Source organism: Streptomyces sp. NPDC047022 (assembly GCF_040644155.1).
Lineage (GTDB): Bacteria > Actinomycetota > Actinomycetes > Streptomycetales > Streptomycetaceae > Streptomyces.
The window spans coordinates 79,769-100,012 of the sequence record NZ_JBEYVV010000023.1 but is presented as its reverse complement, the minus strand read 5'-3'; the positions used below and the strand labels follow the sequence as shown (position 1 = coordinate 100,012).

General features: G+C 72.1%; 22 protein-coding genes and 1 tRNA gene. 6 read left to right on the top strand and 17 right to left on the bottom strand.

The features are described 5' to 3' along the window. Positions 1 to 44: 44 nt before the first annotated feature. Both ABZ845_RS22520 and ABZ845_RS22515 read left to right on the top strand, forming a co-directional pair. Positions 45 to 118 (top strand) — tRNA-Lys (locus ABZ845_RS22520). A 92-nt stretch (positions 119 to 210) separates the two neighbouring features. Then, the gene (locus ABZ845_RS22515; protein ID WP_360982376.1) at positions 211 to 888 is read left to right on the top strand and encodes a FadR/GntR family transcriptional regulator; all 678 of its coding nucleotides are present in this window, start codon (positions 211 to 213) and stop codon (positions 886 to 888) included. A 77-nt stretch (positions 889 to 965) separates the two neighbouring features. On the opposite strand, the gene ABZ845_RS22510 is transcribed toward ABZ845_RS22515, so the two are convergent. The 12 genes from ABZ845_RS22510 to ABZ845_RS22455 form a co-directional block, all read right to left on the bottom strand. Beyond that, positions 966 to 1,631: a class F sortase gene (locus ABZ845_RS22510; RefSeq protein ID WP_360982374.1), complete on the bottom strand. Its 666-nt coding sequence runs from the start codon at positions 1,629 to 1,631 to the stop codon at positions 966 to 968. A gap of 2 nt (positions 1,632 to 1,633) precedes the next feature. Next, on the bottom strand, positions 1,634 to 2,242 hold the full coding sequence (locus tag ABZ845_RS22505) for a hypothetical protein (RefSeq protein WP_360982372.1): 609 nt from the start codon (positions 2,240 to 2,242) through the stop codon (positions 1,634 to 1,636). Between the two features lie 102 nt (positions 2,243 to 2,344). Then, positions 2,345 to 3,124, bottom strand: a complete 780-nt coding sequence (locus tag ABZ845_RS22500; protein ID WP_360982370.1) for an HAD-IIA family hydrolase — start codon at positions 3,122 to 3,124, stop codon at positions 2,345 to 2,347. An 89-nt stretch (positions 3,125 to 3,213) separates the two neighbouring features. After that, positions 3,214 to 4,278: a 2-aminoethylphosphonate ABC transporter substrate-binding protein gene (locus tag ABZ845_RS22495; protein WP_360982368.1), complete on the bottom strand. Its 1,065-nt coding sequence runs from the start codon at positions 4,276 to 4,278 to the stop codon at positions 3,214 to 3,216. Positions 4,279 to 4,369: 91 nt separating this feature from the next. Further along, positions 4,370 to 5,167 carry an ABC transporter permease subunit gene (locus ABZ845_RS22490; protein WP_360982366.1) on the bottom strand — a complete coding sequence of 266 codons (798 nt, stop codon included), beginning with the start codon at positions 5,165 to 5,167 and terminating at the stop codon, positions 4,370 to 4,372. Next, entirely contained in the window at positions 5,154 to 5,957 is an 804-nt protein-coding gene (locus ABZ845_RS22485) for a 2-aminoethylphosphonate ABC transporter permease subunit (protein WP_360982412.1), read from the bottom strand. The genes ABZ845_RS22490 and ABZ845_RS22485 overlap by 14 nt, the downstream gene beginning before the upstream one ends. A 70-nt stretch (positions 5,958 to 6,027) precedes the next feature. Next, positions 6,028 to 7,095: an ABC transporter ATP-binding protein gene (locus tag ABZ845_RS22480; RefSeq protein ID WP_360982364.1), complete on the bottom strand. Its 1,068-nt coding sequence runs from the start codon at positions 7,093 to 7,095 to the stop codon at positions 6,028 to 6,030. Continuing rightward, positions 7,092 to 7,787: a phosphonatase-like hydrolase gene (locus tag ABZ845_RS22475; protein WP_360982362.1), complete on the bottom strand. Its 696-nt coding sequence runs from the start codon at positions 7,785 to 7,787 to the stop codon at positions 7,092 to 7,094. Before ABZ845_RS22475 ends, ABZ845_RS22480 begins: the two co-directional genes overlap by 4 nt. Before the next feature lie 68 nt (positions 7,788 to 7,855). Further along, complete coding sequence (locus tag ABZ845_RS22470; RefSeq protein ID WP_360982360.1) at positions 7,856 to 8,977, bottom strand: TIGR03364 family FAD-dependent oxidoreductase; 1,122 nt, start codon at positions 8,975 to 8,977, stop codon at positions 7,856 to 7,858. Between the two features lie 153 nt (positions 8,978 to 9,130). Further along, positions 9,131 to 9,886, bottom strand: coding sequence for a GntR family transcriptional regulator (locus ABZ845_RS22465; RefSeq protein WP_360982358.1), 756 nt, complete (start codon positions 9,884 to 9,886; stop codon positions 9,131 to 9,133). 58 nt (positions 9,887 to 9,944) lie between these two features. After that, positions 9,945 to 10,754 carry a hypothetical protein gene (locus ABZ845_RS22460; RefSeq protein WP_360982356.1) on the bottom strand — a complete coding sequence of 270 codons (810 nt, stop codon included), beginning with the start codon at positions 10,752 to 10,754 and terminating at the stop codon, positions 9,945 to 9,947. Between the two features lie 81 nt (positions 10,755 to 10,835). Next, positions 10,836 to 11,969 carry an ROK family transcriptional regulator gene (locus ABZ845_RS22455; RefSeq protein WP_360982354.1) on the bottom strand — a complete coding sequence of 378 codons (1,134 nt, stop codon included), beginning with the start codon at positions 11,967 to 11,969 and terminating at the stop codon, positions 10,836 to 10,838. A 55-nt stretch (positions 11,970 to 12,024) separates the two neighbouring features. Between ABZ845_RS22455 and ABZ845_RS22450 the strand changes: the two genes are divergently transcribed. Together ABZ845_RS22450 and ABZ845_RS22445 are read left to right on the top strand one after the other, a co-directional pair. Next, entirely contained in the window at positions 12,025 to 13,092 is a 1,068-nt protein-coding gene (locus tag ABZ845_RS22450) for a Gfo/Idh/MocA family oxidoreductase (protein WP_360982352.1), read from the top strand. After that, on the top strand, positions 13,089 to 13,604 hold the full coding sequence (locus ABZ845_RS22445; RefSeq protein WP_360982350.1) for a heme-degrading domain-containing protein: 516 nt from the start codon (positions 13,089 to 13,091) through the stop codon (positions 13,602 to 13,604). The genes ABZ845_RS22450 and ABZ845_RS22445 overlap by 4 nt, the downstream gene beginning before the upstream one ends. Before the next feature lie 60 nt (positions 13,605 to 13,664). On the opposite strand, the gene ABZ845_RS22440 is transcribed toward ABZ845_RS22445, so the two are convergent. From ABZ845_RS22440 to ABZ845_RS22425, 4 genes are all read right to left on the bottom strand, one after another. Further along, entirely contained in the window at positions 13,665 to 14,525 is an 861-nt protein-coding gene (locus tag ABZ845_RS22440) for a fumarylacetoacetate hydrolase family protein (protein WP_360982348.1), read from the bottom strand. A 245-nt stretch (positions 14,526 to 14,770) separates the two neighbouring features. Continuing rightward, on the bottom strand, positions 14,771 to 15,559 hold the full coding sequence (yidC, locus tag ABZ845_RS22435; protein WP_360982346.1) for a membrane protein insertase YidC: 789 nt from the start codon (positions 15,557 to 15,559) through the stop codon (positions 14,771 to 14,773). A 147-nt stretch (positions 15,560 to 15,706) separates the two neighbouring features. Continuing rightward, entirely contained in the window at positions 15,707 to 16,042 is a 336-nt protein-coding gene (locus ABZ845_RS22430) for a DUF6412 domain-containing protein (protein WP_360982410.1), read from the bottom strand. Positions 16,043 to 16,086: 44 nt separating this feature from the next. After that, positions 16,087 to 16,629, bottom strand: coding sequence for a winged helix-turn-helix transcriptional regulator (locus ABZ845_RS22425; RefSeq protein WP_360982344.1), 543 nt, complete (start codon positions 16,627 to 16,629; stop codon positions 16,087 to 16,089). Positions 16,630 to 16,829: 200 nt separating this feature from the next. On the opposite strand from ABZ845_RS22425, the gene ABZ845_RS22420 reads away from it, so the two are divergent. Further along, the gene (locus ABZ845_RS22420) at positions 16,830 to 18,224 is read left to right on the top strand and encodes an MFS transporter (RefSeq protein WP_360982342.1); all 1,395 of its coding nucleotides are present in this window, start codon (positions 16,830 to 16,832) and stop codon (positions 18,222 to 18,224) included. Positions 18,225 to 18,228: 4 nt separating this feature from the next. On the opposite strand, the gene ABZ845_RS22415 is transcribed toward ABZ845_RS22420, so the two are convergent. Continuing rightward, positions 18,229 to 19,020, bottom strand: coding sequence for a class E sortase (locus ABZ845_RS22415; protein ID WP_360982340.1), 792 nt, complete (start codon positions 19,018 to 19,020; stop codon positions 18,229 to 18,231). A gap of 133 nt (positions 19,021 to 19,153) precedes the next feature. On the opposite strand from ABZ845_RS22415, the gene ABZ845_RS22410 reads away from it, so the two are divergent. Further along, positions 19,154 to 20,173, top strand: a complete 1,020-nt coding sequence (locus ABZ845_RS22410; RefSeq protein WP_360982338.1) for an SEC-C domain-containing protein — start codon at positions 19,154 to 19,156, stop codon at positions 20,171 to 20,173. The last annotated feature ends 71 nt before the right edge of the window (positions 20,174 to 20,244 follow it).

Here is a 20,244-nt window from a genome sequence, read left to right as displayed (position 1 = left end):
CGGGAGCACACCTCGATGTCGGGTAGAGTTCTCCAGGTCAGCAGGCGCCGCTAGCTCAGTTGGTTAGAGCAGCTGACTCTTAATCAGCGGGTCCGGGGTTCGAGTCCCTGGCGGCGCACGACCGGAAAGGTCCCTCGCATCAGCGGGGGACCTTTCCGCATGCGTGCACATCCAGGGGAACCGCGGCGGTCGCCCGGATACCCTCTCGCCATGGCGCGCGACCTACAGGAGCGGATCAAGAAGCTCATCATCGACCGCCGGCTGCCCTCGGGAGCCGTGCTGCCGACCGAGCCCGAGCTGATGGCGCTGCTCGGCGCCAGCCGGAACTCGGTGCGCGAGGCCCTCAAGGCACTACAGGCGATGGGCATCGTCGAGATCCGGCACGGCTTCGGGACCTATGTCGGCCCGATGTCCCTGGCTCCGATGATCGAGGGCCTCGCCTTCCGCACGGTCGCCGGGCACTACCGGGGAGAGGACAGCCTGCTGGAGCTCCTCGAGCTGCGCGAGGCGGTGGAGGCCGGACTGGTCTCGCGGCTGGCGGGCCGGATACCGGAGCCGGACCTCGCCGAGCTGGATGCGCTGGTCGACCGCATGGAGCGGGAGGCCGAGCAGGGGTCGGGCCTCGCCGAGACCGACCGCGCCTTTCACGCGACCCTCTACCGAGGTCTGGGGAACGTGCTGCTCAGCGAGGTGCTGGAGGCGTTCTGGGACGCGTTCCACCGGGTCCGCACGGATCTGGTGGAGGTGCCGCAAAACCCTGAGGTCACCTGTCGGCAGCACCGGGAGATCCTCGACGCCGTGCGGTCCGGCGATTCCGTACGGGCGGAACGGGCCATAAGGGACCACTTCCTCAACATCCGCCAGAGGGTGGCCTCGACCGGCCGTTAGAGCCTTGGGTTTGGATCAGACCGGGCTCGCGGGGTCTGGCACCGCGCCCTGATCCGGCCTGATCCAAACGAAAGACCCTAGGACCCGCTGCCCGTCAGATACGCCGACACGACCACGTTCGCCGAGTACGCCTTGCTCCCCGCGTCGTAGGTGCCGCCGCAGGTGATCAGCCGCAGTTCGGCGCGGCCCGGTTCCCGGGTGCCGTACTCCTGGCGGGCGTCGAAGGTGTCACGGGAGAGCATCTTCACGTCCTCGACGGTGAACTCGGCGATCCTGCCGTCGTCGCGGGCGACGCGCACCTTGGCGCCGCGGCGCAGTTCACCGAGCCGGTAGAAGACGGCCGGCTTGGTCTCGGTGTCCACATGCCCGACGAACAGCGCGGTGCCCTCGGCTCCGGGCGCCACACCCGTCTGGTACCAGCCCACCACGCCCGGCTGGTCGTAGGGCGGCGGATCCACCGCTCCCCGCGCGTCGAGGCCGCGCGCCACGACCGGCGCCTGCACGCCCAGGCCGGGGATGTCGACACGCAGCGGTACCGCCTGCCGCAAGGGCGGCAGCGCCGAGGGGAGGCCGGGCCCCGGGGGGCGGCCCGCGGCGGCCATGTCGCCGGTCATCGGCGTGGAGATCCCCTGGCGTACATCGGTGACCACGCTGCCCCACTGCCAGAGCCCGAGCAGCAGGACCACCCAGGCCACCCCCACGAGCAGACGCCCCGTGCCGCACGAACGTTCATGTTCTGACATGTTCACTCCGCGCTCCGGCCCCGGCGGGCGACGACCGCGGCGAGCGCGGCGCCCGCGAGCACCAGGCCGATCACCGCATGGCGGGCACCGGGCCCCTCGACCCGGGCGCCGGCGGACTGCTTGTGGGCGGCACCGCCACCGCCCGCGCTCACCGGCGCGACCGGCGAGGAGGCGGCGCTCGGCCGACTCGTGGGTGCGGCCGTGGCGGAGGGTGGGCCGCTCGGGGACGCCGGGCCGGACGGGGCCACCGCCGTGGCCGCCGCTGAGGCTGCCGGTCCCACGACGGTCACCACGCCCTTGACCTGCTGGTCGTCGCAGTCGACCGTGACGGCGTAGCTGCCGGGCGACAGCGTGGTGCGGACCCGGGTGTCACCGGTCAGCGTGCCGTCCCCGCCGTCCCCGCCGACGAGGCGGGCCTGCGCGACGAACGCGTCCGAGACCGCGATGCCGGTCGTGCCGGGGCAGCCCCGTACTAGGAGATGGATGTCCGTGCCGGGCGCGGGTGACGCAGGAGTCAGCGAGACGCCCACGCCGTCCGCCGCGTACGCGGTCGGAGCGAGGGCGGCAGCCGCGACGGCCCCAGCACTCAGAGTGAGACGCAGTGAACCCATCGTGAACCTCCCGATACCAGGAGATTCCCTCTTTCCGCACCGTGGCGCATCCGGACGGGACCGCCGACTGCTCCATCGGAGGGACGGGGCCCGGGCCGGGGCTCAGACCAGGTCGACGATGTCCGCGATGGAATTCACGACGTGGGAGGGGCGGAAGGGGTACTGGTCGATGTCCTCGGGCGCGGTCAGTCCGGTGAGCACCAGGAACGTCTGCATCCCGGCCTCCATGCCGGCCAGTACGTCGGTGTCCATACGGTCGCCGATCATCGCGCTGGTCTCGGAGTGCGCCCCGAGCGCGTTGAGCCCGGTCCGCATCATCAGCGGGTTCGGCTTGCCCGCGAAGTACGGCTTCTTGCCGGTCGCCTTGGTGATCAGTGCGGCGACCGCGCCGGTGGCGGGCAGCGGACCCTCGGGCGAGGGTCCGGTCTCGTCCGGGTTGGTGCAGATGAACCGGGCGCCGTCCTTGATCAGCCGTACCGCCTTCGTCATGGCCTCGAAGGAGTAGGTGCGTGTCTCGCCGAGGACGACGTAGTCGGGCTCCTGGTCGGTCAGGATGTAGCCGATGTCGTGGAGCGCCGTGGTCAGGCCGGCCTCGCCGAGGACATACGCAGTGCCGCCGGGGCGCTGGTCGTCCAGGAACTGGGCCGTGGACAGCGCCGAGGTCCATATGTTCTCGACCGGGACCTCCAGGCCCATGCGGTGCAGCCGGGCGTGAAGATCGCGCGCGGTGTAGATGGAGTTGTTCGTCAGGACCAGGAACGGCCTGCCGGACTCACGCAGCTTCTTGATGAACGTGTCGGCGCCGGGGATCGGAACGCCCTCGTGGATCAGTACACCGTCCATGTCGGTGAGCCACGATTCGATGGGCTTGCGCTCTGCCATGTGCGATCTCCTGCCGTACGCGTTCCGTACGTGTGTTTTCCGTACCCGATGCTGCGTGAGTCCCAGCGTAGAGCCACCGCTGTCGGCGATCAGCTGCCGGTGGCGGACTTCCAGGCGTCGACGTACGTCGTGAGGTTCGTGTTGATGTCGTTCCAGTCCGGCTCGAAGACCTCGACGCCGTCCATCAGCTTGGTGAGGGCGATGGCGTTGGCGTCGGTCGCCTTGACGTCGGAGCGGGCGCTGAAGCCGCCGCCGATCTCGCTGACCTCCTGCTGCGCCCCCTGGCCGAGCATGAAGTCGAGGAGCTTCTTGCCGTTCTCGCTGTGCGGGGCCTTGTTCAGCAGACCGGCCGCGTACGGCAGCGCGAAGGTGGTGGCCTTGCCGCCCTGCTCGGCCGGGAACCAGATGCCGAGGTTCGGCATGGTCTTGGACTGGGCGAAGTTCATCTGGACGTCACCGTTGGCCACGAGCAGTTCGCCCTTGTCGACCTTGGGCGCGAGCTTGCCGGTGGACGCGGACGGGCCGACGTTGTTGGCCTGGAGCTTCTTCAGGTAGTCGAGCGCGGCCTGCTTGCCGCCGAAGTCGTGGATCGCCTTGACCAGCACGGCGGTTCCGTCGCCCGCGACACCCGGGGTGGAGTACTGGAGCTTGTTCTTGTACTTGCCGTCGAGCAGCTCCTCCCAGGTGGTGGGGGCCTGCTTCAGCTCCTTCTTGTTGTAGACGAACCCGAAGTAGTTGTTGACGACGGAGGTCCAGGTGCCGTCCGCGGCCTTGTCGGCGCCGGAGACCTGGTCGGAGCCCTGCGGGGCGTACTTGGCGAGCAGCCCCTTGCCGTCGGCCTGCTGGATGAACGGGGGCAGGGTGACGATGAGGTCGGCCTGGGGGTTGGAGCGCTCGCGCAGGGCGCGCTGCACCATCTCGCCCGAGCCGCCCTCGACGTACTTGACCTTGATTCCGGTCTTCTTCTCGAAGTCCTTGAAGACCCGGTCGTACCAGCCGTCGCCGTTCTCGCCCTTGAGGCCGTCCGCGCTGTAGACGGTGACGACCTTGGCGTCGGAGGCGGAGGAGTCGCCGCCGCAGGCGGTGAGGGATCCGGCGAGGGCGAGGCTGCCGAGGACGGCGACAGCGGGCATCAGGTGGGTGGTTCTGGGCATGGCGGGTTGAACTCCTTGATGTTTTGGGCGAGTCGGAGCGCGTCAGACGGTAACGGCCGGAGGCCGGCGGTGGGCGGTTCGGAGTGGGCGGTCAGCGGTAGGAGGCCCGCGTACGGAGCCGGGCGACGGCGAACAGGACGATCAGGGTGGCAGTCATCAGGACCACCGCGAGGGCGGAGCCGGTGAACAGCTCGCCGCGGTCGGTCGCGGCGTAGATCTGGACCGGCAGCGGGGTCCAGTCGGGCGGGTAGAGCATCATCGTGGCGCTCAGCTCGCCCATGGACAGGGCGAAGCAGAGCCCGGCCGCGGCCGTGAGCGACGGCAGCAGCAGCGGCAGCCTGACCCGCCACAGCACATAGGCGGGGCGGGCGCCGAGCGAGGCCGCGGCCTGCTCGTAGGCGGGGTCGAGCCGGAGGATGGCCGCGGAGACGGACTGGTAGGCGAAGGCCGTGACCAGGACGGTGTGGGCCAGGATCACGATCCACCGGGTGCCGTTGAGCAGCACCGGCGGCTGGGAGAAGGCGACGAGGACGGCGAGCCCGACCACGACCGAGGGCACGGCGACGGGCAGCACGAACAGCGCGTCGAGCACCCGGCGCAGAGGCCTGGGCAGGGCGTGCGCGGCGAGCGCGCCCCAGGTGCCGACGGCGAGTGCCCCCAGGCTGGCGGTGAGGGCGGTGACCAGGCTGGTGGTGAGCGCCTGGAGCGATTCGCCGCGGGTGGCGGCGGTGTAGTGCCCGGTCGTGAAGTCCGACGGCAGCGCGCCCGACCAGTGACCGGCGAACGAGGCCGCGAGGATCACGAGCAGGGGCAGCGCGAAGAGGGGAAGGAAGAGGACGAGGAAGAGGCCCCACAGGGTCCACTTCCCGGTGCGGCTATGCACCAGCACGACGGCTCACCACCCGGTACAGGCCGTACAGGCCCACGGACACGAGGACGTTGACGACGGCGACGACACAGGCTCCCGGGTAGTCGGACTCCAGGATCGCCTTGCTGTAGACCAGCGTCGGCAGGGTGGTGACCCCCTTGGCGCCGGTGAACAGGACGATGCCGAACTCGTTCAGACACAGCACGAGGACGAGGCCACCACCGGCTGTCAGCGCGGGAAACGCCTCGGGCAGGACCACCCGCCGTACGATGCGCACCGGCCGCGCGCCGAGCGAAGCGGCCACCTCCAGCTGCGCGGTGTCGAGCCCCGAGAACGCGGCGAGGAGGGGGCGCATCACGAAGGGGGTGAAGTAGGTGACCTCCGCGAGGAGGACGCCCCAGGGGGTGGTCAGGAACTGGAACGGCCCCGAGGCCGCGCCGGTCACCTCGGTCCACATCCCGTTGGCCATGCCCACCGTGCCGTAGAGGAACAGGAGCGCGAGCGTGATGAGGAAGGAGGGGAAGGACAGGAAGACGTCCACGAACCGGGCGACGGCCTTCGCCCCGGGGAACGGTACGAACGCGATGACGAGCGACAGGAAGAACCCGAGGACCAGGCAGCAGGCGGTGGCGGCGAGCGCCAGCCAGACGGTGGTCCACAGGGCCTGCCGGAACGCGGCGGACGCGAAGACGTCGGTGTAGGGCTTGAGGGATGTGCCGCCGCTGTCCGGCTGGAAGGACTGCCGGACGACGAGGGCCAGCGGGTAGAGGAAGGCGCAGCCGATCAGGACCACGGGGGGCAGGGCCCACAGCCAGGTCCGGTACTCCCGGTTCCGGGGCCCGGTTGCGGCGGGGGCCGGCGGCGCCGTCTTCGGCGCCGGGTCAGTCGTCGTCACGGCCCACCCCTGCGGCCAGCAGCACGGCGTCCTCGGACGCGAAGTGCACCTCGACGTCGTCGCCCGGCACGGGCGGGCGCCGCAGCTCCCGTACGTCGGCCATCATGCGGTGGCCGTTCACGTCCACGTAGACGCGGTGGGTGGCACCCCGCCACTGGATCTCGCCGACGGTTCCGGTGAGTTGATTGGGGCCGGTTCCCGGGCCGAGTCCGAGGAGGTGGGGCCGTATGCACAGGGTAGCGGCGGCGCCTTCGGCCACCCCTTGCGTGTCGACCTCCAGCTTCACGCCGCCGAAGGCGACCGACGTGGCGCCCGCGCCGACGGTCACGGGCAGCAGGTTCGCGTTCCCGACGAAGGACGCCGTGAACTCGGTGCGCGGCGACCGGTACAGATCGCGCGGGGTTCCCACGTCCTGGAGCCGCGCACGGTCCATGACCGCGATACGGTCCGCGAGCGTGAGCGCCTCGACCTGGTCGTGGGTGACGTAGAGGATGGTCACGTCGGGCAGTTCGCGGTGCAGCCGGGCGAGTTCGGCGAGCATCCCGGAGCGCAGCCGGGCGTCCAGGGCGGACAGCGGCTCGTCGAGGAGGAGCACACCGGGGCGTACGGCGAGCGCCCTCGCGATGGCGACCCGCTGCTGCTGTCCGCCGGACAGCTCGCGCGGGTAGCGGCGCGCGTACTCCCCCATGCCGGTCATCTCCAGCGCCTCGGCCACCCGCCCGGGGATCTCCCGCCGGGGCACCTTCTGCGCCTTGAGCCCGAAGGCCACGTTGTCCTCGACCCTCATGTGCGGGAAGAGCGCGTACTGCTGGACGACCATTCCGATTCCGCGCCGGTGCGGCGGCAGGCCGGTGACGTCCTGCCCGCCCACGAAGACCCGGCCCGAGGCGGCCCGTACGAACCCGGCGACGGCCCGCAGGGCGGTCGTCTTGCCGGATCCGGACGGCCCGAGCAGCGCCATGACCTCGCCGGGTTCGACGGTCAGGTCGAGCGTGTCAAGGACGGTGGTCCCGCCGTACGCCACCGAGACCCGGTCGAAGCGAATGCCGCTCATGCCTGGTCGGCTCCCCTCAGCAGCGCCGGGAGCGCGGTCACCGAGTCGAGCACATGCGTGGCCCCGGCTGTGCGCAGCGCCTCACCGTCGTGGGCGCCGGTGAGCACTCCGGCCACCACGCCCGCTCCGGCGCGTACACCGCTGAGCATGTCGTACGAGGTGTCGCCGGCGACGGCGATCCGCTGTACGCCGTCGGCGGCCGCGGTGCGCAGGAAGGCCGCCAGGACCATGTCGGGGTAGGGCCGTCCGCGGCCTCCCGCGTCGGCGGGGCACAGGGTCAGCGGGACCAGGTCCCGCCAGCCGAGGGCGTCGAGGATCGCGTCCTGGGTGACCCGGGCGAACCCGGTGGTGAGGACCACCGTCCGCCCGTCGGCGAGCAGTTCCTCGATGGCCGCGCGGGCTCCGGGCACCTCGGAGACGAGTCCGCCGTCGACGAGTTGCCCGTAGGCCTTCTCGAAGGCGGAGTTGGCCCGCTGGGCGAGGCCTTCCTCTCCGAACAGATGCCGGAAGACGGAGATCTTGGACTCGCCCATGGTGGCCCGTACGTAGGCCAGCTTCTCGGCGTGGTCCTCGGAGCCCGGCTCCACTCCGAGTTCGGCGGCGGCAGCGGCGAAGGCCCGCTCCACCAGGCCGCCGTCGGCGACGGTGGTTCCGGCCATGTCGAGGACGACAAGACGGATGTCGGTGTCCATGGAGCGAATCACGTGGTTCGTCCCCGAGTTCATGGGGTTCATGGGGTTCATGGGGTTCATGGGGTGACTCACCAGCCCAGTTCGTTCGCGGTGGTCTCGGCTATCGCGGGCGAGCAGGTCATACCGCGCCCACCGGGCCCGGTGACCAGCCACACCCCCTCGCGCACCTGCTGCCGGTGCACGACCCGAGATGTGTCGGTGCACTGCGCGTACACCCCCGCCCAGCGGCGGCGGATCTTCGGCAGCGGGCGGCCGAGGAATCCCTCGACGACCTCGCGAAGGTGGTCGTACGGCTCCTCGACCACGTCGAAGGCGAACGGGTGCTCGTACTCGTGGGTGTCCCCGATGGTCAGCCCGCCGTCCGCGCGCTGCACCATCAGCAGCTGCATACGGTGGGCGGCGGGGACCTCGGGCTGGGGCTGCTCCGCCTCGAGGCTGTCGAGGGCCGCTCCCCGGTAGGCGGGGTAGTAGCGGAAGCTGTCGGCGTCGGCGACCGAGGTGGGCAGCGACTCGCCGAGCGGGTCGGTCTGCATCATCTGCAGCCGCACCCGGCGCACGGGCAGGTCCGGGACCAGCTCCTTCACGAGCCCGCCGAGCCAGGCGCCGGTGCACAGCACGACGGCGTCGGCGTGGTGTACGTCGCCGTGGTCGTCGCGGACCGTGCCGGGGCCGGTGACCTCGCGGACCTCGCGGCCGGGCAGGAAGGTGTAGTTCGGCGACCTCAGCAGTTCCTCGCGCAGGGCGAGCTGGGCGGTGCGGGGCTCGACGGCCGCGTCCCGCTCGCAGTACAGGGCCGCCTCGTACTCCCCGCGCAGGGCGGGGTTCTTCTCGCGCGCCTCGGCCGGGGTGAGCAGCTTGTAGCCGCGCGCCGCGGCGTCGGGGCGGGCAAGCGCCTCCTCGGCGACGGCCAGTTCGAGTGCGGTGCGTACGGGGGTCAGCGAGCCATTGGGGCGGAAGCCCAGCCCCGGCACGCGGGCACCGATCCGTTCCCACAGCTCACGGGCGCGCAGGGCGGTCTCCAGCTCCTCGCCGCCCGCTCGGCCGCTCACCCAGATCTGCCCGAAGTTGCGCAGGGAGGCGCCCCTGGCCTCGGCCTCGCGCTCGATCTGTACGACCTCATGGCCGCGTTCCACTGCTTGCCAGGCGTGCATGGTTCCCACCACGCCGGCTCCGACGACTGTCACTCTCACGACGACCACGCTCCTCGGGATCGGGAAATCTGAAGGGTCCTGTCGGCAACCAGATGGTGAACCGCCTTCCAAGTTTGGGCTAGACCCGTTATCTTCTCGTTATAAACAGGCACCTGTTGTGAACGGGTGTCCTGCTTGTCCGCGCGCTCCGCCTCAGCCGCTGAGATGAGCCGTGAAGGAGAACCGATCGCCCCGGTACAGCGTCCGCACCCGCTCCAGCGGCTGTCCCTCGGCGTCGCGCGAGAAGCGGTGGATCAGCAGCATCGGCAGGGCCGGCGGCGTACCGATGAGGAGTGCCTCGCGCGGGGCCGCGAGCACCGTCTCGATGCGCTCGTCGGCGGCGGCGAAGACGATGCCCTGTTCACGGAGGTAGCGGTAGAAGGAGGAGTCGGGGGCGAAGTCGGTGTCCAGCCGCGGGAGCCGCGCGACCGCCACGTATGTGCTCTCCAGGCCCACCCGCTCGTCGTCGGCCAGGAGCACTCGCTCCATGTGCCAGACCGGTTCACCGCGGGTCAGGCCCGTCTCGGCGGCGAGGGCGTCGTTGCAGGGGAACCTGTCGAGGCCGATGAGGGCGCGGCTCGGGGTGAGCCCCTGTCTGCGTACGCCCTCGGTGTAGCTGGCCAGCGACAGCGGCTGCTCCAGCTTGGGCCCGGCGACGACGGTTCCCCGCCCCTGCCGGCGCAGCTTTCCTTCGAGGAGGAGGTCGCGCAGTGCCTGTCGTACGGTCTCGCGTGCCACGTCGTAGCGCTCGGACAGGTCGCGCTCGGTGGGGAGCAGCCCTCCCTCGCCCAGCTCCGTGACGAGTTCCGCGATCTGTGCCTTCACCGCGTAGTACTTGGGGATCCGGCCGTGCTCTGGGATACCGGCGCGGATGGGGGCGCCGGGATCCTGGTTGTTCGGGTAGTCCACCCTGCGATCGTCGCAGACGGGGCGTGCGCCTCCGGCCGGGGCTGCGCGGCGGGCGGCCTCAGCTCTGTCCGCGGTGTCTGCGATACAGCAGGACGGACAGGCCCGCGCAAAGGACCACGAAGGCCACCGGCAGCAGTGTGCCCAGCATGCCGCTCAGGCCGTCCGACCGCCGCGGCCCGGTGTCGGCCAGTGCCTGCCCGGCCGGGCTGTGCCACGCGGAAGGAGACGGTGTCGTGCGGTCGGCGTCCGGTCGCGCGTCGGCCGCCTTGCTCCCCTCGATCCGGAACCGGTAGTCGTTCGACTCGCCGACCCACTCGCCGTCGTTCCCGCGCCGCTGCACGATCGCGGCGTTCACCACGACGTCGTTGGACCGGGTGCCGGACGAGAGGGCGAGCCGCACCTTCACGCTGACCGTCTGCCCGGGTTCCACCGTGAATCCGGGGAAGCCGTCGTCGAAGACGCCGACCAGTTCGGCGCGGTCGGTGTGTACGAAGGAGACCGGGTGCGCGCGGTCGCCGTCGAAGAACTCCAGTTTCGGCTGAGCGGCCGTCAGCGCCTTCTCCGCGTCGACCAGGACGACCACCGGGTGGATGCTGCCGCAGCGTCGCGTGGTGGTGTTCTTGAGGTCGATGAACCAGGTGTGGCTCGCGCCGCCGGACTCGTACGCGGCCGGGCCGCCGTGGATGCTGGTGGCGAGCGGGAACGACGAGCCGTGGGCGGCGGCGCACTCGGGCTGACCGCCGGGGAGGGCTCCCGCGCGCGCCTGCGGAAGCAGGGCGGTGGCGAGGACGCACCACACCGCCAGGGACAGCCAGGGCCGCCAGGGCAGCGGCCGGATTCGTCGGGACAGCCACATACACAGTCGCATGAAAATATGACCGTTCATGGGTGGCGGCACTCGGGGACGCCACGCCCTGACCGCAGGGGCCGACGGCCCAAGTCCCCTCGATCAGCGGATGCCCGGACCCGCACGGTGCGCTTCCGCCCGCCCGAACAGCGGCGCGAGCAGCAGTTGTGCGGCGCCCTCCGCGACACCGCGCGCCCCGCCGGGCGCGATCCGCACCGGGACGGCCATGGTCGAGCCCTGGCGCCGGGCGTGCGCGCCGAGCACGGCACCCACCCCCCGCAGGAAGTCCCGCGGGTGTGCGGCCACGGTCCGGCCGCCGAGCAGCACCAGGTCGATGTCGAGCAGCCCCGCCAGGTTCGCGGCGCCCGCGCCCAGGACGCGCGCCGCCTCGTCCATGTCTCCGCGCGCTACGGCGGTGAGGCACAGCGCCTCGAGGCACCCCCGGTCGCCGCACCCGCAGGGCGGCCCGTCGAGCTGGATGACCTGGTGGCCGAACTCCCCGGCCCCGGTACGCGCCCCGCGGTGCACGGTGCCGCCGACGACCAGCCCGGCGCCGAGCCCGGTCCCGAGGTGCAGATAGGCGAACGACGCGTACGCGTCCTCCACGGCACCGCCCAGGGCCAGCCCGAGCGCGGCGGCGTTGGTGTCCTTGTCCACGACCACGGGCACCCGGAGCCTGCGCGCCAGCGCCTCCCCCAGCGGGAACCCGTCCCACTCCGGGAACCCGGTGACCCGGTGCAGCACCCCGTGCCGGTGGTCGAGGGGACCGGGCAGCGCGACGCCGACGCCGAGAACGGTGAAGTGCCCTGCCGCCGTCAGCGCCTCCGCCTCCCGGGCGGCGCCCTCCACCACGGCCTCCGCTCCGGCGCCCAGGTCCAGCGGGGCCCGCCGCTCGGCGACCACCGCGCCCGTCAGGTCGCACAGCACGGCGCGCAGCTCGTCCCGGTCCAGATGCAGCCCCACCGCGTGCCCGGCTCCCGGTACCAGCCCCAGCACGGTGCGCGGCTTGCCCCCTGTGGAGGCGCGGCGGCCCGCCTCCGTCACGAGGCCGTCCTCGCGCAGCCGCGCCGTGATCTTGCTGACGGCCTGCGGGGTCAGCCCGCTCTGCTCCGCGAGCTCCAGACGGCTGATCCCGCCCTCCCCCGCCGTGCGCAGCAGATCCAGCACGAGCGCCGTGTTGTGGCTGCGCAGCGCGGGCAGATTCACCCCGCTCGCTCCCTCGTACGTCCTGTTCACGCGCCCATTCTCCCTCGCGCTTGCACTTTGGCAACAGCGTTGCGAAAGTAGAGTCATGACTGGTACCTCTCTCCGCGTGGGCCTGGTCGGCTACGGCCTCGCGGGCTCCGTCTTCCACGCCCCGTTGATCGCCGCCACCGAGGGCCTCGTCCTCGACACCGTCGTCACCTCGAACCCCGAGCGGCAGGAGCAGGCCCGCGCCGGGTTCCCCGACGTGCGGATCAGCGCGAGCGCCGACGAGCTGTGGCCCCGCGCGGGTGAGCTGGACCTGATCGTCGTCGCCTCCCCGAACAGGACGCACGTACCGATCGCCACGGCCGCCCTGGACGCGGGACTGCCCGTCGTGATCGACAAGCCGATCGCGGGCACCGCGGCCGAGGCACGCGGCCTCGCGGCACTGGCCGAGGAGCGCGGGCTGCTGTTGTCCGTCTTCCAGAACCGCCGCTGGGACAACGACTTCCTCACCCTCCGCAAGCTGCTCGCCGAGGGCGCGCTCGGCGACGTCCGGCGGTTCGAGTCCCGCTTCGAGCGCTGGCGCCCCGAGCCGAAGGGCGGCTGGCGCGAGTCCGGCGACCCCGCGGAGATCGGAGGTCTGCTGTACGACCTCGGCAGCCATGTCGTGGACCAGGCGCTGGTCCTGTTCGGCCCGGCGGCCTCCGTGTACGCCGAGGCGGACGTCCGGCGCGCGGGCGCGCAGACGGACGACGACACGTTCATCGCGCTCACCCACGTGAGCGGCGTGCGCTCCCACCTCTACGTCAGTGCGACGACGGCGCAGCTCGGCCCGCGCTTCAGGGTGCTGGGCTCCGGTGCCGGTTACGTCAAATACGGGCTCGACCCCCAGGAGGCGGCCCTGCGCGAGGGCCTGCGTCCTGGCCCCGGGTGGGGCCAGGAGCCCGAGTCGCTGTGGGGCCGGATCGGCGCAGGTGAGTCCCCGCTGACCGGCGGCGGCACCCCCGTACCGACCGTGCCCGGCGACTATCTGGAGTACTACACGGCGATCGCACGGGCCCTGCGCGAGGGTGGACCCGGCCCGGTGACCGCGCACGAGGCGGCGGCGGCCCTCGACGTCCTGGAGGCGGCACGGCGCTCGGCCCGCGAGGGCGTGGTGGTGGCGCTGTGACCACCACGCCGGACATCGCCGAACTCGAAGCGCAGGAGCACCGGCTGACGCTCCCCCGCTTCACCCACGACGACGCGTGGGCGCTGGGCTCGCTGCTGGTGGAGCTGGCGCGGGCCCGCAAGGCCCCGGTCGCCATCGACATCCGCCGCAGCGGCCAGCAGCTCTTCCACGCGGCGCTTCCCGGATCGACACCGGACAACGACGCCTGGATCGACCGCAAACGCCGCGTCGTAGAGCGCTACGGCTGCTCGTCCCTGCTGGTCGGCTCCCGCTTCCGCGCGAAGGGCACGACGTTCGAGGAGTCCTCCCGCCTCGACCCCGATGTGTACGCGGCGCACGGGGGCGCGTTCCCGGTGGCGGTCGAGGGCGCGGGAGTGATCGGCACGGTGGTGGTCTCGGGCCTGCCTCAGGTGGAGGACCACGCGCTGGTGGTGGAGGCCCTGGAGGCGTTCAGCTCGTCGGCCGGGCGCTCGGAGCAACCGGTCCGGCGCGCGTCACGACTGCCCGCCTGACGGAGCGTCGCGCGGGTGCAGAGCCCACCCGCGCGACCCGAGGGCGCCCGGCGATCCGCCCTAAGCGTCCGCGAGCACCTGCCGCTGGCGCCCCAGACCTCCGACCTCCAGCTCCACCACATCCCCCGCCCGGAGATACGGCTTCGGCTCGGGCCTGCCGAGCGCGACCCCCGCCGGCGTACCGGTGTTGATTACATCGCCCGGGTACAGGGTCATGAACTGGCTGACGTACCGGACGACTTCGGCGACCGGGAAGATCTGCCCGGCGGTGTTCCCGTCCTGCTTCAGCTCGCCGTTGACCCAGAGTTTCAGCGGCAGGTCCTGCGGGTCCGCCACCTCGTCCGCGGTCACCAGCCATGGCCCGAGCGGGTTGAACGTCTCGCAGTTCTTCCCCTTGTCCCACGTCCCGCCGCGCTCGATCTGGAACTCGCGCTCGGAGACATCGTGCGCCACCGCGTACCCGGCGACATGCGCCGACGCCTCCTCCCGCGACTCCAGGTACCGGGCCGTGCGGCCGATGACGACCGCCAGTTCGACCTCCCAGTCCGTCTTCGTGGACCCGCGCGGCACCAGCACGGTGTCATAGGGCCCGACCACGGTGTCCGGCGCCTTGAAGAAGATCACCGGCTCCGCGGGCGGCTGGGCACCTGTCTCACGGGCGTGGTCGTGGTAGTTGAGGCCGATGCACACGATCTTGCCGATCCGCGCGAGCGGCGCTCCGACACGCAGACCGCCGTCGGCGTCCAGCGCCGGCAGCTCGCCCGCCGCGGCGGCGGCACGGATCCGGCCGAGCGCCGCCTCGTCGGCGAGCAGCGGCCCGTCGATGTCCGGGACAAGCCCCGACAGATCCCGCAGAGTCCCCTGGGCGTCGAGCAGCGCAGGCCGCTCCGATCCAGCCGCACCGACTCGCAGCAGCTTCATGATCACAGTCTCCCTCGATCGCGGGCGCCCGGCCGACGGCCACGACCAGGGTGCGGCCCGGCGCGCTGCTATCGGAGGACCGGTCGATCCTGCAAGTCACGCGGCCGGGCCCGCAAGCCCGCGTTCACGGACTGGACCGCCGGCCACCAGCGCTCGGCCATGGGCCCACGGCGGGTCCGGGCGAGCGGGCGGCCCGCCTCGGAGCGTCGCCGCCGGACCGGCCGCGGCGGCGCAGTGGTTCCGCCCTACTTCGCATCACCCCTGGCCAAAGTCCCAGGAGCCCCCTTGACCCCCTCGGCCCCACCGAGCCCCTTGGCCCCCTTGGACAGCACCGTCCGCTCCACCGCGCTCCACGCCGTACTGGTCACCACGTACAACGCGGCGGCCAGCGGCACCACCGCGACCGTGACCAGGGTGAAGAAGGACAGGAACGGCATGGCTTTGGTGATCGCGCCGAGCCCCGGCACCCGCTCGCCGCCGCCGTCGGCCGCCGGAACCGGCAGCACGGCCGTCTCCCGCTTCGCACGCCGGTAGTTGTACGCGGCGACGGCCGCGACGAGCGCGAAAAGCCCGAGGTACACGAGCCCGGCCGGACCGAGGAGCCCGCCGTGTCCGAGCGCGTCGGCCCACCGCTCGCCGAGCGGCGCGGCGAACAGGGCGTGCGTGAGCAGGGCGTTGCCCTGGCCGCCGATCGTCGTGCTCGAGAACAGGTGGTAGAGGACGAAGAAGGCGGGGAGCTGCAGAAGGCTGGGCAGAAGGCCGGACAGCGGGGAGATGTTCTCCTCGGCGTGCAGTTCGAGCACCGCCTTCTGGAACTTCTCCGGGTTCTTCGCGTGCTTCCCGCGCAGCTCGGCGATCCTCGGCTGGAGCGCGGCGCGCGCCCTCTGGCCGCGTGCCGCGGCCCGGGACAGGGGGTGGACGAGCAGTCGTACGAGCGCGGTGATCAGGACGATCGCGGCGGCGGCGGCGGAAGCGTGGAAGAGCGGCTGGAGCAGTTCGGCCAGCCGCTCGACCAGGCCTGCGAACACGGACATGAACGTGGACATGGTTGAGCCCTCCGGGGTCTCGTCGTGCCGGGGTGGAGAAGGGTGGTGCCGGCATGACGACCCGCGCGGGGTCACACGTGCGGAACGAACCGTACGTACGGGAAAGGGGACGTACGGGAGCGAAAGAGTGCGGCCCTACGCGGCGGTCGTCGCCGGGAGGGCTCGCCCCGGTGCCCGTGGCCGGATGCGGCCCGCCCCGTCGGGGTCCCGTTGCGGCAGGAACGCCGTACGGTGCTCACGGTCGCGGATGGCCGTGCGCACCCGGGTCGGCGGCACGGCGGGCACGCCCCGGGCGCTGAGCAGCGCGCAGACGGCGAGGGCGGCACCGGCCGCGGCGGTCGCGGCGAAGGCGACGGCCGCGGGCAGGCCGCCGGTGTCGAGGACGGCCACCTGGAGAAGCAGGACCAGCAGGAGGGCGGCCGGGCGCGGACGCATCGGCGGCGGGCGCAACGGCAGCGCGCGCGGCGACATCCGGATCATCGGCCGACCTCCCCTCTCCCGGCTCTCCCGACGGGTCACCGTCGCGGCACAGCCTCCATCTCCAGCGGTTCCAGCAGCCTCTTCGGCCTCAGCAGGGCCTGGCTGACCGGATCGGCCGGGACCCGTTCGCGTGCGGGTCCCGGCACCATTTCGACGTCCGGGACGGGTACGACGGTTCCACAGTCCGGGCATTCTCCGTACGGCCCGAGTTCCGTCCCCGTGCCGCAGCCGGCGTGCCGGAAGACGAGCATGGACTGCTGGTCGAGGTGCTCACGGCCCCACAGGGTCAGCGACCGCAGGGTGGGCCACAGGGCGAGTCCGCGGGCGGTGAGGACGTACTCGTCCCTGGGCGGCGACTCCTGGTAGCGGCGCTTCTCCAGGATGCCCTCGGTGGTGAGGGTCTGGAGGCGGGAGGCGAGCACGGCCCGCGGCGCCCCCAGGTGAACGAGGAAGTCGTTGTAGCGGCGTACGCCGTAGAACGCGTCGCGCAGGACGAGCAGAGTCCATCGCTCGCCCACGATCTCCAGCGCGCGGGCCATGGGGCATACCTGCGTCGCGTAGTCCTTACCCAGTGCCATGCCCTCCACTGTAGCCACTTCCCGAACTATTGGTTCGGTGACTGAATCGACTTTTCCAACTCTTGGTTCGATGAACGAACCTAGGCCTGCTACGGTCATGGACGAGCAAGGTTCAGTGAACGAACCTGATATCGACATCCCACATCTCCGCACATCTGTCGGTCAGCACCCTGAACCGACCCGCCCCGGAAGGGCAGGCCATGCCTCAGCTGGAACGAACCGCACAGACCGCCACCACCGCCCGCGCGGCGGAACAGGCCCAGGTGCCCCGCGCGACCGCCACCCTGGCGCTGACCAGCGTGGCCACCGCCGTGGCGCTGATGACGTACACCGCGCCCGCGGTCACGCTCCCCGACACCGCCGCCGCCCTGCACACCCCGGCCTCCGCGCAGGCCTGGCTGCTCAACGGAACCCCGCTGGGTCTCGCGGCACTGCTCCTGGTGGCCGGCAGCCTGGCCGACGACTACGGCCGCCGCCGGATCTTCCTGGCGGGCACGGTCGCCCTCGGCATCACCACCGCCCTCGGCGGCCTCGCGACCTCGACCTGGCTGTTCACCCTGGCCCGTATCGCGCAGGGCGCGGCCAGCGCGGCCATCCTGGCCAGCAGCCTCGGCCTGCTGGTGCACGCCTTCCCCACCGCCCGGGGCCGGCTGCACGCGACCGGCGTATGGGGCGCCTGCGTCAGCGGAGGCATCGCGGTGGGCCCGGTGATCGCCGGGGCACTTCCGGGCTGGCGGCTGACGTACTGGCTCCTCGCGGTCGTGACGCTGGTCGTGTCGGCCCTGTCCGCGCGCGCTCTCACGGAGTCCCGCGCCCCGCGCGGCGGGAGGCCCGACGTGGTGGGCGCCCTGGTCTTCGGCCTCGCCCTGGTCTCGCTGGTGGCCGCGCTGACACTGGGCCGCGACGGCTGGCTCCGCACCCCGGTGGCACTGCTGTTCGCCGCGGCCGTGGTCCTCATCGCCCTCTTCGCCCTGGTCGAACACCGCACCCGTACCCCGATGATCGACCTTTCCCTGCTGCGCCGCCCGCGCTTCCTCGGCTCCGCGGCGGGCGGCTTCTTCACGGGCCTGGGGGTGCTCGGCCTGTTCACCTTCCTGCCGGCCCTGCTCCAGCGGACGATGGGCCTGTCCCCGATCGACACCGCCTGGCTGTTCCTGCTCTGGTCCGGGCTGTCCTTCCTGGTCGCGCTCCAGGCCAAGCGCCTGGCCGGCCGCATCTCACCGCGCCACCAGCTGGCCATCGGCTTCGCGCTGCACGCGGTGGGTGTCCTGACCATGCTCGGCGCGATCGGTTCGGGCTCCTGGGTGCGGGTGCTGCCGGGCCTGTTGATCGGCGGAGCGGGCAGCGGCCTGCTGAACGCGGCGCTCCCCCTGGTCGCCGTGGAGTCCGTCCCCATCGAGCGCGCGGCGATGGGCTCGGGCGCCCAGCAGACGTTCCGCTACATCGGCTCCTGCGCGGGCGTGGCCCTGACGATCGCCCTGGTCACCTCGGGCGGCGGCTCACCGGCGCACGGCTCGGACATCGCCCTGTTCGTCTCCGCGGGCCTGGCCGTCGTGGGCGCGCTGGCGGTGCTGGGCCTGCGCGAGCGCGCCTGACCGTTCAGCGGGGCCGCGCCGAGATGAGCGTGCCCCACACCACCAGCCGGTAGCGCGAGGTGAACTCGGGGGTGCAGGTGGTGAGCGTGATGTAGTACCCGGGACGGTCGTAGCCGTAGGACGGCTTGACGCGACTGCGCGGCACGGGGGCGATGACGCCCCCGTCCGCCGCCGAGGTCTGGGGGAGCACCTGGCCGACGACGTAGGTGTACATGGCGGCCGCGGTCTCCACGGTGACCGTGTCCCCGCGGCGCAGGCGGTCGAGGTACCGGAAGGGTTCCCCGTGGGTGTTGCGGTGCCCGGCCAGCGCGAAGTTTCCCGCCTGGCCGGGCTGCGCGGTGCCCGGGTAGTGCCCCACGTACCCCTTGTTGAGCACCTCGGCCTTGCCGACACCTTCGGCGACGGGCGCGCGGAGGGACAGCCGGGGCACGACGAGGACGGCGTACGCCTCGGAGAAAGCGGGCCGGGCGGCGGAAGACCGCGCCCGTTGAACGCGCCCTCCGCCCCCGCTCCCATCTCGCGGACCAAGCGCGGGAGCCCCGGCCGGCGAACCCGAAGAGCTCGAAGCACTCGAAGAACCCGGAGAACTCCCCGGCTCCCCCCACCGCCTCTCCAGCGCCTCCACCTTCCGCTCGGCCCCGCGCCTGGCCTCCCGGTTGGTCCACCACAACTGGTGCACGACGAGCAGCATGAGCACGAGACCCACGGTGACGAGCAGTTCACCCCCCGTCCACAGAGCCCGCCGGCGCAGGGCACGCCGCCGCCGCGAGGCGTGGTGGACGACGGGGGCACGCATGGGCCGGACGATAAGGGGTGGGGCCTGAAGTGGCCATGGCCGCGCGTGGATTCGCGCCCCGGTCGCCGCGATGCGCCGCCCCTGGCCTGCGAATCTCTCTCCTTTGTCGGTCGGCGGCAGTACGGTGTCCACCATGCGCCCCGACACGCCTGCCGAGAACGTCGACCACAACGCCGAAGCAGCACGCCTGGAGCGGACTGCCGGCCTTTACCCCGAGGACGCGGAACACCTGCTGACGCAGGCCGCGGCCCACCGGGAGCTGGCCGGTGACCGCGCCGGAGCCACCGCGCTGTACGACCGTCTGCTGTCGTCCTCCGGCCCGCTGGACAACCCCCATCTCGTCCGCGCCCTCAAGGCGTCGAACCTGTGGGAGTACGGCCACGAGGCGGAGGCCCGCGCGATCATCGACGGAGTGCGCGCCGCCGCTCCCCGGCATGCGGCACCCTGGGTGATCGTCGCGGAGTCGCTGGAGTCGCACGACGAGTTGGAGGCGGCCGAGACGACCTTCACGGAGGGCCTGGACCTCCTGCTCGGCGACAGCACGGGGGAACCCCCGCAGTCCACGCACCCGCTCCTCTACGGCCGCCACCGGGTTCGCCGGATGCTCGGCGCGGCACACGACGACCGGGACAGGCTGGCGGACACCCTCCACACCTCCCAGGTCTCCCTGGACGAGCTCCACGACCCCAAGCGGATCTGGTCCCTCGGCTCCGACAACCCCGCGGAACTGGAGGCCGAGATCAGCCGCCTGCGCGCGGAACTGGGCGCCTACCGGGAGGCCCTGTCCCGCCCGTTCCCGGTGGCGGTCCTGCACTGGCCCTCGACCGAGATGACCGAGCTGGTGTCGGCGTACCCGGCGCTGGCCACCGAGTACCCGTCCCGGGACGAGCACCTCGCGACGATAGAGGCGTCCCTGCGGGAACTGGCGGCCTCGGGCACCCCGAACCTGGGCATCGTGACGGGCACGGTCCCGTCGTACGAGGCCTTCGCAGCCTCAGAGAGCGCCTCCCCGGGGGACACGTCCCTCCTCCCCCAGTACGCGACGACCCTCGCGGCCCGGGGACGAGCGGTGGCGTGGCCGCCGGAGCGGGGGGCGGGGTGCTGGTGCGGGTCTGGGCGGGGTTATGAGGGGTGTCACGGGTCAGCGATGTAAGCGCTGCTTGCCTCTGTCCAGCACGCTGGGCGCACTGAGTAGGCCCCGGGTGCCAGCGACGGCCTGTAGAG